At 34.2% G+C, this 16,925-nt stretch carries 8 protein-coding genes; 7 read left to right on the forward strand and 1 reads right to left on the reverse strand.

Annotated features, from left to right (window positions below; all coding sequences use genetic code 11):
• Positions 1-32: 32 nt before the first annotated feature.
• Positions 33-1,997 carry a hypothetical protein gene (locus HC728_RS10000; RefSeq protein ID WP_190395400.1) on the reverse strand — a complete coding sequence of 655 codons (1,965 nt, stop codon included), beginning with the start codon at positions 1,995-1,997 and terminating at the stop codon, positions 33-35.
• A gap of 593 nt (positions 1,998-2,590) precedes the next feature.
• Between HC728_RS10000 and HC728_RS10005 the strand changes: the two genes are divergently transcribed.
• The 7 genes from HC728_RS10005 to HC728_RS10035 all read left to right on the forward strand — a co-directional run bounded on the left by HC728_RS10005 (position 2,591) and on the right by HC728_RS10035 (position 16,731).
• Positions 2,591-3,310: a DUF4344 domain-containing metallopeptidase gene (locus HC728_RS10005; RefSeq protein WP_190395401.1), complete on the forward strand. Its 720-nt coding sequence runs from the start codon at positions 2,591-2,593 to the stop codon at positions 3,308-3,310.
• Positions 3,311-3,417: 107 nt separating this feature from the next.
• Positions 3,418-5,295, forward strand: coding sequence for a methyl-accepting chemotaxis protein (locus HC728_RS10010; RefSeq protein ID WP_190395402.1), 1,878 nt, complete (start codon positions 3,418-3,420; stop codon positions 5,293-5,295).
• Positions 5,296-5,514: 219 nt separating this feature from the next.
• A complete protein-coding gene (locus HC728_RS10015) occupies positions 5,515-5,826 on the forward strand; it encodes a helix-turn-helix domain-containing protein (RefSeq protein ID WP_054775968.1) in 312 nt (103 codons plus the stop codon).
• A 151-nt stretch (positions 5,827-5,977) separates the two neighbouring features.
• The gene (locus HC728_RS10020; RefSeq protein ID WP_190395403.1) at positions 5,978-9,091 is read left to right on the forward strand and encodes a hypothetical protein; all 3,114 of its coding nucleotides are present in this window, start codon (positions 5,978-5,980) and stop codon (positions 9,089-9,091) included.
• A gap of 180 nt (positions 9,092-9,271) precedes the next feature.
• Complete coding sequence (locus tag HC728_RS10025; protein ID WP_190395404.1) at positions 9,272-14,854, forward strand: Ig-like domain-containing protein; 5,583 nt, start codon at positions 9,272-9,274, stop codon at positions 14,852-14,854.
• Positions 14,854-16,212, forward strand: coding sequence for a DUF1552 domain-containing protein (locus HC728_RS10030; protein WP_054775973.1), 1,359 nt, complete (start codon positions 14,854-14,856; stop codon positions 16,210-16,212). The genes HC728_RS10025 and HC728_RS10030 overlap by 1 nt, the downstream gene beginning before the upstream one ends.
• Before the next feature lie 45 nt (positions 16,213-16,257).
• Positions 16,258-16,731: a hypothetical protein gene (locus tag HC728_RS10035; protein ID WP_188863787.1), complete on the forward strand. Its 474-nt coding sequence runs from the start codon at positions 16,258-16,260 to the stop codon at positions 16,729-16,731.
• The last annotated feature ends 194 nt before the right edge of the window (positions 16,732-16,925 follow it).

A 16,925-nucleotide genomic window follows, 5' to 3' on the forward strand; every position in this document is an offset into this window, starting at 1 on the left:
ACTTACTATAAGTAAGTATGCTCGGTTATTAATTAGGATTTATTGTCTTTCAGTGATTGTGAAAGTATTCTATAGGCTATAAAGTGTTTTGCAGTTTTTTCTTTGCTCTCATTGATGAAATTAAGTTTATGTTTAGGGATTATTCCTTTTACTTGCAAATCATCAAGTAAAAAATAAGTAAATAGTGTTAAAGTTTGGTGAGTTTCATGTTGTGTTGCTCTTTCTGGTATTTGTGTTTGATAGTCCTTAGCTAATGCTTGGCAGGAAGAATATAAACTGTTCTTTTTGTCTTTATTAGCATTTTTATAGATGGTTTCAATTTCCTTATTTATATTAATGAGGTCATCAATGTGCATCATGTTTTTGAAACTTTGCTGAGGTGTCATGACTTCTTTTTGACCTAATACCTCATCTAAAGTTATAAAGAAAGGAGTAATAATTTCTTTTTCGGAGCGCTCCCTTATAAAGGTTCGTGCAGGGAAGGCTAAATTTTCTGATAGGTCAGGCAGTAAGGCTGAATTTTGGTCATAATTCATGAGACCACAAATTACAGTTGCCCATGTTTTTTTATCATTAGGGTTATAGTTTGTCGTTTTAGGTAATAAATCTATAATTTCAGGTAAGTCGTCATAAATTTTTCTTTGGTGATTAAAAAGTTTTTCGTTAATAAGAGTTGATGTGCCGTCTTTATTAAATTTAGAAACGGTCATAGATTCTAAAGAAACAACATCATGTGATAATGATTCTGCTGTTTCTTCTATGCCACTTTTGGCGTTTATCACTAGTTGGTTAAAGTCGGTTTTATCATATTGAAATCCTCCTAAAACATGCCGTTGTAAAGGGGTTAGTAATCCTTTTTCGGTAGCTTTATCGAGAGCATGTTTGGATAAATAAGGCTTGAGTGTACCTCTGTCTTCGGCATGAAAAGTTAATAACTCAGCATCTCGTGCTTCTGTTTCATTTTTTCCACTTGCGGATCTGTGATGAGGTATCATTTCGGTTCGAATTGCTACATTAATAGGTTCCGTACCTTTTGTGTTGCTTACTACTATATAAGAAGCATTTTTTGCTTGGCTTATTTCTGTGCTTATTTCATTAAAAGTTGAAAATTTAGTCGATGCTTCATCTTGTGTAAAACGAATGTTTTGGGTTGTGTCGTAAGGATAAGCAGCTAAGCATTGCTCTTTATTAGCATGCATTGTACCTGCTTTTCGAGTTGAAATTAATTTTAGCTCTTCTGCGTAGTTACTATTGTCAAAGTGGTACATCCACTCACGATATTTACCATCTGATTTGGATGGTGGATTATGCATAAACCTACAATTTGTTAAGATTGGGCTTGTTTTTCCTAGCATATAGGATGCTCTGATAATGTCGCTATCACTTAATTTCGCTTTTAAAAACCTAGAGTCTAATAGTAATTCTTTTTTATCTTTGCCTGTTTTTGAGTCTGGAATCGCAAAATCAACCTTTTCGTATTGTCCTTGCTTTTTGACAGAACTAGTCATTATTTCATCAAAAAACGATTGAAATTCTTTATTGTAGCTACTGTTACCATAAACTGCAGATATGCCGAATTTGGCCCCTTGTTCTAAACTTTTTGAAAAGCTATTATCGCCTATAGTTTTAGACAAAAAATCTCTTTGCTTATTTATTTCATTAATATTCACTAGTTGCTTATAATTTTGTTTTATTTCTTTATCAAGTGACCCTATTTTTGGAAATCTATGTTTGATGTTATGATTGCTTTTAAATTTATCAGCTATCATATTATGTATGTTAGGTTGTTTAAATATAATATTTTTAATATTTAATCTTTTTATCATAGCATTAATTGGCAAATCTGTTTTATTTTTAGTTGTATTTTCTTTTTTTGGCTTTTCCTCTTTGCCGTTATTTTTCTTTGGCATTAAACTAAGGTCTGAATTAATAGCATTTTTATTGTAGGTGACTTTTTTTATTGTGCTATTGATGTTGTTTAAATTTGTATTAAACATATTAAATCTCCATAAATTAAAAAAAAGAAGATATTAAAATTAGTCAATGAAAACAATGAGCACTTTTTTATTTTTTGAAAATGAAATGCTTATTTTGGGTTTGAGTTAAGTGTTTTTTATTAATAATTATTTGATTGATAACCTTGAATCTCTGAGGCATTATTTGACTACTTTTTATTAGTAATAAACCATTTTCTGTATTTATCAAGAGGGATTAATTGATGAAGTTATTAAATCTCGTGATATTAGCTTCAATATTCACGTCTAATACCATATTTGCTGCTGGTTGGCAGCTATATTACTGACTCTAGTCGTGATCAAGGATACCTGTTAATACAGACGATGACGGGACAAGCTTACGCTCATGGTGAGCTTTATTGTGAACCATTTAAATCATCATTAAATGGGGTATCAATTATTGATCATAAAGTTAGACTCCCAACACTTGCTGATCAGTGGGCAATTCCCCGCATTTAATATAGTATTTAGTTTATGTAATAAGGAAAAGGATTAATGAGCATAATAATGATCATATCCGTTTGTTATTATATTTATTCTTATCTTGGAATTATCGAATAATGAGAGTATTTATTATGATTTTGTTATTCTTTAGTTCTTATGTAAGGAGCTCCAATGTCGAGATTACATACACTGATTTAAAAAATGAAACCGAAAAAGAAATTGCGACTGAAATTAAAAATAGCAGTGTGAATTCGATTTTTTACTCACTATTTAACAATTATTTTTCGTTTAAAGATAACTTAACTGTTCGATATGGTTGTTTTAATGCTGTATTTTATGATCCTGTAGATAATTCAATTAATATTTCATATGATTTTTTTAAGATAACCAAGTTGTATTTTTCAAGACATAGTGAGATATCACCAGATAGAGGTGCTATAGATACATTACTACATAGTTTATTGCATGAAGCAGGGCATGCAATAATTTCAGAATATAATATAAAGGTTTTAGGTAAAGAAGAAGATGCTGTCGATGATTTTGCAACAATGATGTTATTAACTTATGTCGATAAGGGTGACGAAATGGCGATAAATGCTGCGAAGATGTTTTATTTCGAGTCTAGTTATAAGCCAGATTATTATCATATTGGTGAGTTTGCAGGTGAGCATAGTTTAGATTTACAGCGTTACTTTTCAGTGTTGTGTTTAGTTTATGGGAGTAACGATATTAAACATAAAGACTTACTTAATGATATTGATGAGCAGAATTTGTCGAAAGTTAAAAATTATTGTAAGGAAAAATACCTTAAAGTAAAATATAACTGGATTGACATTATTAATAATAATTAAAAGTTATGTGGCTTGTTAATTTATATCTTTTTATATGTTACGGTTGTTTTTAGTAATGTATATAGATATGAAGAATGCTAATATAACAATTAATTAGGTTTGGTTTTATGAAATTAAAAAATAAAATATTGCTTTTTACGTTAGTGCTATTATTACTGATTTCTCTTGCTTTAACATGGAATGGTTATCGAGAGTTTAATCACTTTAATAATGAGACAGTTAAAAACTCTACTGAGAGTCGAGCGACTCTGATATCGATAGCTTTAGATGAGAAGTTAGATAGTTATTTTTCTTCATTATATTCTTTTGGTATTGCTTATCATGATGATGGCTCATTTAATCATACAACGACAGCTAACTATCTTAATAATTTAGCGAAGGTTAATAATACTGATAGTGCATTTATAGGGTTTAAGGATGGCTCTACATTTGAGCAAAATGGACGATTTACTCCTAACTTCAATGCAAAAAAAATGCAAAGAGAGTGGTATATTAGGGGGTTCACGGGAGAAAGAGAAATAATTACTGATGTTTATAAGAATAGCAATGATATTAATGTTTTTGCTTTCGTCACTCCTATATACAAAGGTGATGAGATTTTTGCTGTTGTAGGAATAGAGGTTGAACGAGCGGTGATTAATGAGTTTATTGATACGCTTACAGAAAAGAATCAAATATTTGCTTTTAATAATGACGGCTATATTGTTGCAGCTAAAGACCCTTTAAATGTAGGTAAAAATATTAATGATATTGAGCCTATTTATTCTCAATTTGATAGTGGTTATATAAGATTCTTTGATGAAAACTTAGTTGATTATGTTCTTGCTAGCGCTTCACATTTATTTCGTTATGATTGGACTGTTATCATATACGATTATGAAAGTGATGTGTATGAGCCTAGTGATTTAATGTTAAAAGAATCGATTGTTATTTTTTTTACTATACTCTTTCTTTCTTTGTTTACTGTCCTTTATATGGTTAATGTGTTTATTTATAAACCAATAGGTGGAGAACCAGAAAAAATATCTCAAATACTTCTAAATATAGCAAATGGTGATTTAACACAAAAAATAGACTCTTCGAAGAGGGACTGTGGTATTTACAACTCCGTCATTAAGTTGAATAAAAAATTACGAAATATTGTCGTAACGAGCCACTCTATTTCTAACAATGTAAAACGCTCTTCTGATGAATTAACGCAATTTATGTCTGATGCTGAAAGTAATTCACAACGTGAGTTAGAACAAGTTGAAGAGATATCAACAGCAATTTGTGAGTTATCTAGTACTTCGAAAGAGGTCACAACAAATGCTGCGTATGCTGAGGATGAAGCTCAAAAAGCAATAACAAGTGTCAAAACTGGCCAAAAAATGTTAAGAGATTCGATTTCACTGACTGTAAATATAAATGAATCAGTTCAAGAAACGGCTCAAATGATCAGTATGTTGAAGCATGATACTTTAAATATAGGAGAGGTGACTGATGTCATTAATAGTATCTCTGAACAGACTAATTTATTGGCGTTAAATGCGGCAATAGAAGCAGCAAGAGCAGGTGAAGCTGGGAGAGGTTTTGCTGTGGTGGCAGATGAGGTGAGAAGTTTAGCCGCAAAAACTCAGCAATCAACCACGAGTATTCAAGAGATGATTACTAAGTTACAAGCTCAATCCGAAAAAGCGAATAAAAATATGATGGATAATGTTAATCTAATTCAAGAATCGGTAGAGTTAGCTGAAAATGTTAAAGAATCATTTGATGATATTGTCTCTTCTGTACAGTCAATTTCTGATGTAAATACGTTAGTTGCTACTGCTTCACAAGAACAGTTTCATGTAACTGAAGATATATCAAGGAATACAACGCATACTTTCGACCTTGTGGCTAAGAATGTTGCAGCTATTAACCAAACTAGGTTGTCTTCAAACGATCTATTTAAATTACTTGCAGATCAAAAAATGGAGCTTGACTTTTTTAAAGTGAAGTAATGAATTTCCCTTCGATTGTTGTGCTGTGACGTGATGCAATAGAAGGGACGTTTTCTTTTTTATTATTGTGAATTTTTTTGATTTTTTACCTCTAGGTTAAATAATTATTATTTTATGCTATTTTATTCTTTGTTCTTGTAAAATCCATACTCTGTATTAATAAAAATGTTATTTAATGCTTTTTTAAGTATGTGGGTTTTATGATAAGGATTAGTAATTATGAGTGAGCATTTAACACTATCATGTAAGCTTTGTTGTGATAAAAAAACAAATGATCAAAAAGGTGTTAAGCATGAGGTTAAAGATAATTATCCTGTTAATGAACCAATCTGTCGTTTCTTGTCGTTAATGACAAGTAAACCTATCGGTTATATACATAAATATGATGATATTTATGATACTGTTTGGCCAGATTCTGTTGTAAGCTCCAATAGCTTACTTCTCTTGATTCATAATGCAAGAAAAGTCCTTCCAAATGAACTAAAAATTTATAATGTTAGAGGTAAAGGGTACTTTTTGTCTAAGAATTAATATATTAGATAATTAGTGTATCTTTAATATAAAATAATAATCGTTTTAAAAATGATTATTATTTTATTTTTTATTGGAGCTATTATTTATATCATTAGTAATGATTTTATTTACATTTTTTTATTACAATTATATTTATAATGGAGTTCTTATGAAAAAAAAGATGAATATTGATTTCGATTTATCTAAACGTAACTTTTTAGCTTATTCTTCATTATCAACATTAGCGGCTGTTAGCTGCGCATTTATTCCAAAGCCTGTATATTCTGCAATTGTTAATAAGTGTAAAATTAATACATCGCATTCAGGGCTTACACTTGTTGACCTTGATAGTATTAATTTCTATACAAGGAAAACGAATGCATTACGTTGCGTTGGCATAGCTCAAACGATCACATTTGATGAAGCTGTTGATGAAGTTCAATTTATTTCAAATGTTATGTTTAACGAGATGGTTAAATCTGTATTTCAAAGAGATTTCCCTAGCATTGCCGAGCAAATTGGCGGTGATATTTTACCTAATGAGAAGGTGTTAGGTATGTCTGATAGTATTACTGATGTTCATTCTCTTGTTATGAAGCATTATGATTATATTTCTGAAATTATGCCTGAGTTTATTGCTCAACTCATTCAAGGGAATTACCAAGCCCCTCAAGTGTTCAATGAGTTATCTAGGGAGGAGAGGAAAAGTTTAAACTCATGGGATATGACCTCGATTAATTTATCAATAAATAGAGAAAAAGAAAGTAGTGCGTTTAAGTTAGTGATGGACGATTTATATTGTTTAGCGACATCGTTTGCTACTAGCTCTCAAGGCGATAAGTTGCATCGATACAAGCTTAACAAGCCTGATGAATGGGGAGAAAAATTACATGAATGGTATTGTGAAGAAGGTAAAATTGAGGCTTGTATTGATGGGATGGATATTTGTAAAGGGGGAGATGAATATCATTATCAAAATGCGAATAGTTTGATTACGACCCTTAGATCTTTGAATCAAACCTGCCTAAATAGAGGGCTGAAAACCTTAACTGAAGCTCAAATTCAGCGTTTTGATGAAACAATATATGGCGCTATTTGTTTAGCTACGTCATTAAGTGTTAAGTGGGGGTATAAAAAGGATGCTTATTCTACGGTAAATAATCTTGATAATATGCATGAAACTTTAAATATGCTTCGCACAAACAGTAACTCTGAAATTCAAGGGTTTTGGGAAAGTTTTTTTAATAAATACAATCAAAATGATTTTATTAACACTTTACAAGAAGTGAATTGGGCTGACTGTAGTGTATATAGTGAGAAAAGCCTTAAAATTTTACAAAGTAAATTTCCTGAATTTATCGACCCTATAAAAGGTGAGCAATTTTCTTATGTTAAGGAAAGAAAGCGTTTTAGAACTGGAACTGAGATTAAAAAATCAGAAGAGCTGCTTTTATTGGAGGAAGATGCACGAAATTCTAAATTATTAATGAGGAGACGTTTTCGCTCTAAGGGAAAAAGCATAATTGGTAATGTTGTAAAATGGAAGCAAAATCGAATGACAAAGAGAATTGTCAAAATGTCTGGTCAGCCTTCTATACTTGCCCCATCTGCAATTGCTAATATATTTCTATTTTTAACTAGCAGTACTCATTATGTGTGGGCCACAACAGCATCAAATGAAGAGCAGATTAACTTTAGTTATAAACTTGGACTAGGGACTACTATGTTTGGTGCTGTTGAAAGTATTGGTTATTATGCTGGTGTTAAAGCTATTTCTAATTATATGAAAAGAATGACGCCTACTGGCTTAAAAAATGCGACGATCAGGTTTTCTGCGTTTTCAGATTTTTGGTTAGGTGTTAAAAATACTAAAAAGTTGATTAATCGGCCTATCGTTAATATTGCTCATTCATTATTTAATACCAGTATTATTGCTAAATTAACGACAAAAGTGACTTTTTTCCTTTCTGTCGTAGGACTTTATTATGCCGTAGATGCTTTAAAAACGGCTACCCTTGATGGAAATACAGCTGATATTATTTTTGAAGCTCTTAATACAACAATAACTGCAATTAGTTTTATTCTTGGTTTTGCTGTATTCCAAGGCATGGCTTTTGCTGGCCCATTAGGTATTGCATTAATGGTTATTGGTGGGGTATTGATAATTGCAAAGCTAATATATGACGTATTAAAACCTAGACCTGAAATATTACCTCCTATCGCAGACTTTACTGAAAAATTGCTAGTACCTCGAGGATGTATTTATAAAGACACTGGCTATTACCTATCAGTCGTTAAGGATTCAAGTGGATTTAGTTATGTAAAAAGAATGTCATTAAAGACCCTTGATTTTATTGGGGAGAATAATGCAGATTTAGAGTTAAGGTATGGTGTTTCTTACCCTAACTCGATTGTTGCGTCAAAAGACAAAGTTGGGCGTATATACTCTTTTGAACGTAGTGTTAATGACAACTATAAATATGCAAGCTTCGGAGAGCTTCAATATATTAATACTAAAGGGTTTAAGAACACAATTGATTGGAGCAAAGCTGATAGCAAAATTATTAGGGTTATATCGGCTGTAGAAAATATGACAATGTATAACGAGGTATATGCTTTGTTCTTGTGTGATATAAAATTGGATAGAAAAATAAAAAGAGCTCTTTATTTAACCCGAGGGCTTGAGTTTGCACCTAGAAGTAATGATCGAATTATTAAAGGGATAGATGAGAAAGATTCGATTCAAGATATTATGGTTGTGGATAATAAACGATATCCGGTATTAATAGCAGTATCTGACAGAAGCCTTTATCAGATAAGTCAATGGTATAAAGCGAGTGTTATCGACTCTGATATTTTTACTCATAGCAACCGAGCTACTATTGAGAAAGTGGAATTACTATCTGGTGGTGGTTTAGTTAATTTATTGGTCAGATACTGTGAGGGTAAGATGACTACACCTCAATCTAATAATAAGCTTTGCCGTGGACAGTTATATAGTTTGGCTCCTGATGTCGCCGCAAGTGGCGAGTATAAAAAAATTATTAAGGGAGCATCATTTCAAATAGGTAAAGAAGATCAAGTTATTTGTCGCGAGTATTTTTCGCAGAAAAAAAAGCGTTTGGACTTTCTTGTTATCGGTCGGAGTGAATATAAACGCATGGGAGGAATATTAAATGATGAAGGTAATGCTGTCATTGGATTTAACGAAGGGCTTTCTTTACCTAGTTCTGGGGCTATCGCAAAGGCTTTAGTTTTAAAAAATTCATTTATTAGTTTTTAGTTAGTTACAGGGAGGAAATGTCGGTTTTTTTATATTTCCTCCTGTTAATTTTGTTTTTTGTTTTTATGGGATGTTAGGATATTTTGGCATTTGCTTTTTTTTATCCTTTTTTATGCTAAAGAAATGTTTATTTTTTATTGTTAGCCTTTCGTTTGTGTTGGATGAATGAAAGGAAAAGGAATGAATAAATTTATATTGCCCATGTCAATCGCTATAGCTAGTTCTGTTAACGCGGAAGTAAACTTAAACCAAAGTACATTGGGGCGTTTGGTAGCTCCCTCTACCGTATCTAATCATTGGAATAATTATCAGATAAGTATCAGGAATGATGGTGTTAACCCCATTGAATTGAATGATGAGACATTTAGTTTTGTCACTCCAACTCAATTGTATAGCGCCCCTTGGGGAGTACAAGGGGCCGGCTTAAATTTGGAGGCAGGAAATGCAGAGAATGAAGGCTATCGAAATGTGGTTCGATTTAATTCATACAGTGGATCATCAGTACTGTTAGCTCCTGGAAATAAGATTACAATGACATTTGGGTATGGTGGTATTTTAAATCAGGAAGTGGTTGAGTCGTCTTTTCAATTAAGCGTTGAAGATGAGGTTTCTGATAACAATAAACCGTCGGTAACATTAACAAAGCCAAATACCAACATAACAATAAAGGAAGGAGGTAATTATACGCTTGCGGCAATTGCCTCTGATATAGACAATGACTTAGAAGGTGTAAGGTTTTTTGTAAATAATAGTCAAGTCGCTGATGTTAAGAGAGCGCCATTTACAACACCTATAAGTAATATTGATGTAGGAACTTACCCTGTTTACGTACATGCATATGATGAAAAAGGAAATGTTACACAAAGCTTAACCCAAATAATTACGGTTGAAGCGGATAAAGGGACTGCACCTGTGGTTGAGGTCGTTGCTCCTATTGCTGAGCAAGAAATCGTATTGGGTGATTCGGTGGTGATTTCTGCAAACGTTAGTGATATTGATGGTGATTTAGAGGGGGTTGAGTTTTACATCGACGGACAGAAGGTTGAGACATTGACGAAGGCGCCTTTTGTTTATCAATTTACACCAACATCAGAAGGGTTGTATAGTTTTCATGTTGTCGCTTTTGATGGCAAAGAAAATCGAACAGAATCTAAAGTTTACGCGCTAAAGGTAGTAGAACCAATAATTGAAACTCATCCTCCTGTGGTTTCTTTGTTATCACCAAAGGGGGATATTGAAACTATCGTTGGTGAGGTTTTTACTCTTATTGCTAACGCGTCAGATAAAGACAATGATTTAAAAGAAGTTCGTTTTTATAGTGACAATCAATTATTCAAATCCTTATCCTCATCACCTTATACCGCGACTTTTACTGCTATTGAAGGTGAAAGTGTTTTATTTGCTGAGGCCGTTGATAAAGAAGGTAATATTACTCGTTCTAGTTCAATTAAAATAACGGCAAGTAAATTGAATGAATCAGATGAGGGAGCTGGTTGTGATTTGCCATTTTATGCAAATGGAGAGCAGTATAACTCAGGAGACCGTGTTCAAAATAACGGTTCCATTTATGTTTGTAAACAGTTTGGTTGGTGTGGGCAAAATGCTTATGAACCCGGTGTTGCATGGAATGGTAATGAATACTGGAAAGATGCCTGGGACGTTGAAGGAACATGTGAAGCAACTGAAAATATTGCGCCAACTATTTCTTTATTAATGCCCGAGGTGTTTGCTGATACGAGTTTTGAATTTAGTGCATCAGCAAGTGATGATGGTGAAGTAATTCGTGTTGACTATTATTTAAATAGTGCGTTAGTTGGTTCATCAGAAGAGGCTCCATTTATTCTAGCCCATCAAGGCTTGCCTGAAGGAAACTATCAGTTATTTGCTGTCGCGACGGATGATGAGGGAGCTCAAACTCGTACCGCTGCTGAGAATTTAACTGTAAATAAATCATTTAATGGTAATCGTTTAACATTAACGTTCCCTGAGTTTTCTCATAAAGACTTATTGAACCCTCCATCTGAATTAAGTACTCAAGAGTTAACTGGTGAATTATATTGCCCATCAACAGAAGAGCGAATTAAAATCAGAGGCTCATGGGGAGAAACGGTTTATACTGATGAACTAAAAGAGTGTCAATATCAGCTGATTTTAGACGAAGTTAGTGGGTATTTACCTCGCTTTTCACCATGGTTAGTTGATTTTACTAAAAACGAAGAGCGTGAGGTTTCAATCGATGCTCTTTACCGTGCCCCTATTAAAACAGACGCTTTATTTCCGCTTGGTGATGTAAATGTTGACTTATTTGCTGAAGGCGTTTACCAAGCAAGAGCATTAGCTCAGGGTGATAATATTATTTTTGTTGGTTCATCGGGTATTAAATTGGATCATGATCCCCTAGGTAGTGTTATTTATGCTATTGAGTTAGATCCTCAGACTAAACAACCTATTGGAACTTATATTGTCGCTGAAGGTGAAGAGCCGCACGGTGTCGCTTATCGTGATAATACGCTTTATTATGCGACTGTTGGGGCTTTATATAAGATCCCTAATATTTCAGAAACATTTAAGCACCGTCCAAAAGCTGAGAAAATCTTTACTTACCCAGCAGATGGCACAAAGGTGCCTATTCCGCCAGAGACGCATTGGAAGGCTCGTTGGCAACATCAGAAGCACCCAATTAAGTTTAATACCGTTGATTTGAGTGATAATAAATTATACACGGCTATTGGTAACCCTTGTAATATTTGCGAGACTCCCGATGAGGAGCTTTACGGAACGATTATTGCGATTGATCTTGATACTGGAGGTTATGAGATCATGGCCCGTGGTATTCGTAATGCTGTAGGGTTTGATTGGCATCCTAAAACGGGAGAAATATGGTTTAGTGATAATAATCGACAACAGTTTATTAACCCTGGCGAAATTAACCGTATTTCTACTCCAGGTGAGCAACACTTTGGTTTCCCTTATTTCTTTGGGAAAAAAGTGCGCGGATTGCTAGATGAAGAAATGGCTAATTGGAAAGAAAATCTGTTATACACAAATATTATTCCACCAAATTCAATTCTTCCAGAAGTGGATTATAGTATTATAAAACCATCGGATTATTCACCAGCTGCATTTAATGTATTTAGTAGTAATGCACCGCTAGGGGTTCAATTCTGGGACGCTTATTCTAAAGAAGATGAATTGCAATATTTGGTTTATGCAACGCATGCTAATGGCTCTACTGAATATCCTGGCTTAGAACTACGTATGGTGACGATAGAGAATGGTACAAAAGTTATTCATGAACGTCCGCTTATTACTGGGTGGATGCGTGATCGCTCTAGTGTTCAGACTTACCAATGCTTAACGGATGCTTGTATTGGGCGACCAGTAGAGTTTCTTGAATTAGAAGATGGTTCTATGTTGGTATCGGATGATAAAGCGAGTGTATTATATCGTCTAACTCTAAACCCAAGTGGAGCAAATGTTAAGCAAGTCAGTTTTTCTGTACCAAGTGAGGCTCCAGATCGTAGTATTAGCGATGAGTTAATAAGTGGTGCTCTTATTCATCAGAATGGGCATGAAAGTAAATTTCATATGGCGTGGGGTGCACGAGATATGGATATTGATGGCCTTGAAAACGGTACCTACAACGTTCGTTTAAATGATGTTGGTGACTATATTCCTGAAATTCGTGAATATGAGATTATTATTTCTGATTCTAACCCAAGTGAAAATATTATATTAGCATATAAAGAAAAACCCGTAGATCTAGTTGGTATGGCAACTATTACCGCGCCATCAAAGCCGGTTAATATTAGTGTTGATAATATTGATGTTTTAATTATTAATACTGAAACACAAGAGGAGGTTACACGTACGTTAGTTTGGGGGGAGTCGCTATCAGAAGAACTAAAATACGGTTCGTATGAAATACAATACCCTTATTTTAATAACTATTTACCAAGCCCATCGGCACAAACAGTGATTATTAATGAGTCAAACTTAGAGCATAAATTAACATTTGATTATGAAGCGTTTAATGATGGTGCGGATTTAATTAATAAAAATTGTGCTAGTTGTCACGGTGCGGGTGAAAATGGTGGTGTAAGCGAGTTTTTTGATAATGCAAATAAAGCTTCTGTATGGGGTAATGCTGGCTATGATGCGTTATTAGATAAAATCATGAGTATGAATGTTTCTGGGCATTGTGATAGGACATGTGCTGAAGAAATTGCTGATTATTTATATGATGATGTTTGGAATGATTATTTAAATGCAACAGACTCATTTGGTAATCGACAAGTACGTTTGTTAACTGCTTATGAATATTCTAATAGTATTAAAGATTTATTTAATATTACTATTGATAAAAATAAGTTACCAAAAGATAAATATGAGCGTGAATTTATATTCGCAGGTCAGGCAAATCATGGTGTTATTCTCCCAGAAGATATGAAGCAATACCATAGTATGGCGGTAGATATTGCGGATCGCTTAGATTTAGAGTCAATAGGTTATTCCGAGAATATCAATGCAACTGACTTTGTGAACCAAATTGGTTTGAAGGTCTATCGTAGACCGTTAGATAGTGCTGAAACGTCGCGTTTTGTTTCTTTCTTATCTCAATATGATGCGCGTGATTTAGTTGCTGCTATGTTGCTGTCACCAAATTACTTGTATCGTTCAGAATTAGGTTCGTGGAATTCAGACGAATCAGCATATGAGTTATCTCAGTATGAATTAGCGACTGCTTTGTCATACAGTTTCTTAGGTACAACACCAAGTACATCATTGCTTATTAAAGCTTCGAAAGGTGAATTAGACACAGATACTCAGATTGCCGATCAAGTTGCTTCTATGATGCAAAGTGAAAAAGGCATAAAGCGCTTTACTGATTTCATTGGATATTACATTAATACCAAAGTTGAGGAGCTACCAGAGAAACCTGGGTTAACTCCTGATGTTGTGAATGCGATGGTTCAAGAGCAAGCTGAGTTTATTCGTTACTTTTTAACGGAAGGAGAAGGAACACTTACAGAGTTGTTTAATCCTAACTTTACTTTTGTTAATGAGACCCTTGCTAAACATTATGGTATTGATGGGGTAGTGAGTGATGAGTTTGAAAAAGTAGGCTCAAAAGAAGGTCAGCGTGGTGGCTTATTGCATCATGGTTTAACACAAGTGATTAACTCGGATTATGCTGCGACTTCTTTAGTTAAACGTGGGTTAATGATTCGTCAAAATCTACTATGCCGAACTATTGGAGTGCCGGTTGATGTCGACCCAGATTCTATTGAGTTACCAGATACAGCAATAACCACACGTGAGCGTTGGGATACGATTAACGGAGAGTTTGCTTCTGCCGGTCAATGCTGGGAATGTCATCAGTTTATGAATGATACGGGAGCTTCTTTGGAAAACTATAGTCAAACTGGTGAATGGAGAACAGAAGAAGTGGCATATAACGAACCAGGTACAGTACTATCAATCGATGCTTCAGGTCCATTACGTGACAATACAGGAATGAACGTGATTTTAGAGTTTGAGAATGCACGAGATATTTCTGCTCACTTCCCAACAAATACAACAGTTATGCAATGTTTAGCTGACAGTTACTTCCGTTACGCTATGGGAGTAGAAGCTGATGCAGAATCAACCGCTGGTATTCAAGATATGACCCAAGAGTTAAAGGAAAGTGGATCGATTCATGAAATGCTCAAAACTTTAGCCACTTCTCATATGTTTAAATTTAAAAAGGATGATGAATAATGACATTTTTAAAGAGCCGTAGACGTTTTCTACAAGCTGCTGCTACATCAAGTGTGGTGGCTCCGCTATCATTAGGTGGGTTAACCCGTATGGCGCAAGCATCAACAACGGGAAAGGCAAAGACAAAAGTTGTTTTCTTTGTTATTGGAGATGGTTTTGCTACCGATAGCTTTCAAGGGAAATATAATGAAGGCTTATGGTTTCCTAAAAATATAGGGAACGCAGTAGAGTCTGAAAACTTTTTACTAAATGAGATGAGTCAAGAATTAGCAGCTTATCAAAGTCAATCTTTATATTTACAAGGAATGATGCTTGGTGGAGGGAATGCTGGTCATGGAGGATGGGCTGAGGTATTACGTGATAGAAATAAAAGCCAATCTTCAATTGATGTCATACTTGGGGAGTCAATGGTTGGAACCGATCCATCCCAAAGAAGTCTGTTTGCAGGCCCTCATGCTGTGGATCATACTAATTGGTATGTTTCGTGGAATGGTGGGAATAAACGTACACCTCATGCGAACCCTAGATTGATGTTTGAAAATGTATTTGGTGTGAATTATATCAATGAAAATAAAACGGCAGGCTCAACTGGCTCAAAAGGAACACACTTGTTTGATCCTATTAATGAAGACATTCAGCTGTTAAGAAGTAAAGTGAGTGGGGCTGAAAAGCAGAAACTGGATACCCATTTGGATTCCATGGAAAAGGTCGTCACGGATATGAATAATACAGGAGAAATTACCGCGCAATGTAACCCTATTCCGCCAGCGGATAGTCCAATAATGTCCCCTGATTATCGTAATGTTGTTCAACAAAGTCATCACCAAGTGGTAGCAACGACATTAAGCTGCGGAGTATCGCGAGTGGCGACAATCCAAGTTGGACGTTCAGCAGACCAAATTGTTATTAAAGATGCAAGTTTGAATGCGAACCCACATGATTTAGCACACCGTTATAAAAGTGAACAAGAATGGAAAGACTGCCGTAAGTGGTATGCAAGGCAAGCTAAATTATTTTTAGATGAATTAGCAAGTCATGCGGATCCTGATGTCCCTGGAGATTCTTTACTTGATCATACATTAGTGGTTATTACTTCTGAGATGTCAGATGGTGCACCAGAACATCAATATAATATGCCAATGCTTATGGTTGGTGGAGCATCTGGGTTACTTAATAATGGTACTGGAAATGGGCGTTATTATAACATTTCTCAATATGGTGACCGAAACCATTGGCAAGCAGGTAAACAGGTCGATTTTCAACGTGTTTGGGCAACATTAGCACAAGCGATGGGAACAAATGTTCCTTACAGTGGTGACGTAAGTGTTATCCCTGGTATTTTTAATAATGTGACTTAAGGAGGTTGGGCCAGTCAGTAGTTACTGTCTGGCCTTTTTCAAAGGATGAAAAAGAAATTAATTATTGTATTTTATGCGTGGTTGCTGTTTGGATGTGAAGATATCTCTGCTTTATCCAAAGGAGAAACTAAAAATCAGATGATGGAGAATAAAAAAGTAAGTGCTCTAGAAAATGATAGCGGGAGGAGTCATAGATTAATTACAATTAATGGTACATTTTATACACAAGATAAAAGTTTACCGTTCGTTGAAGTGCCTGCGATAGCATCTATTCAGAGTATGGATAAACAAGGAAAAGTTGAAACTATAGTGAAGCAAAATGTTAAAGCAACATATGAAACAGGATTTGTTGGTCGATATAGTTTGACAATAAATACGAAAGAGTTTGATAAAGAAGCATTTTTATTTGTACATATTGAGGCTAAAAAAGACGGCAAGACGTTATGGGAGAATTATAAAATGAAAGCTAAGCTCCCTTCATTAATAAAGGACTATACTTTAAACTTTATTGTTCAGTGATTAAAAGTAACTATATCTATGATAAAGCTCTAATTAATATTTGATATGTATAAATCATACTAACCAGTACATTGTTATTTAACAAAGTGCTGGTTTTTTTATATAAATAAATTCAGATTGAATTTGCAACTCACTCTCCATGTAGGCATTTTATTTATTTTATAATTTAATCTGATATTTAAAAAGTACAACTA

Origin of the sequence: Aliivibrio sp. S10_S31 (genome assembly GCF_014694495.1) — a bacterium.
GTDB lineage: Bacteria > Pseudomonadota > Gammaproteobacteria > Enterobacterales > Vibrionaceae > Aliivibrio > Aliivibrio fischeri.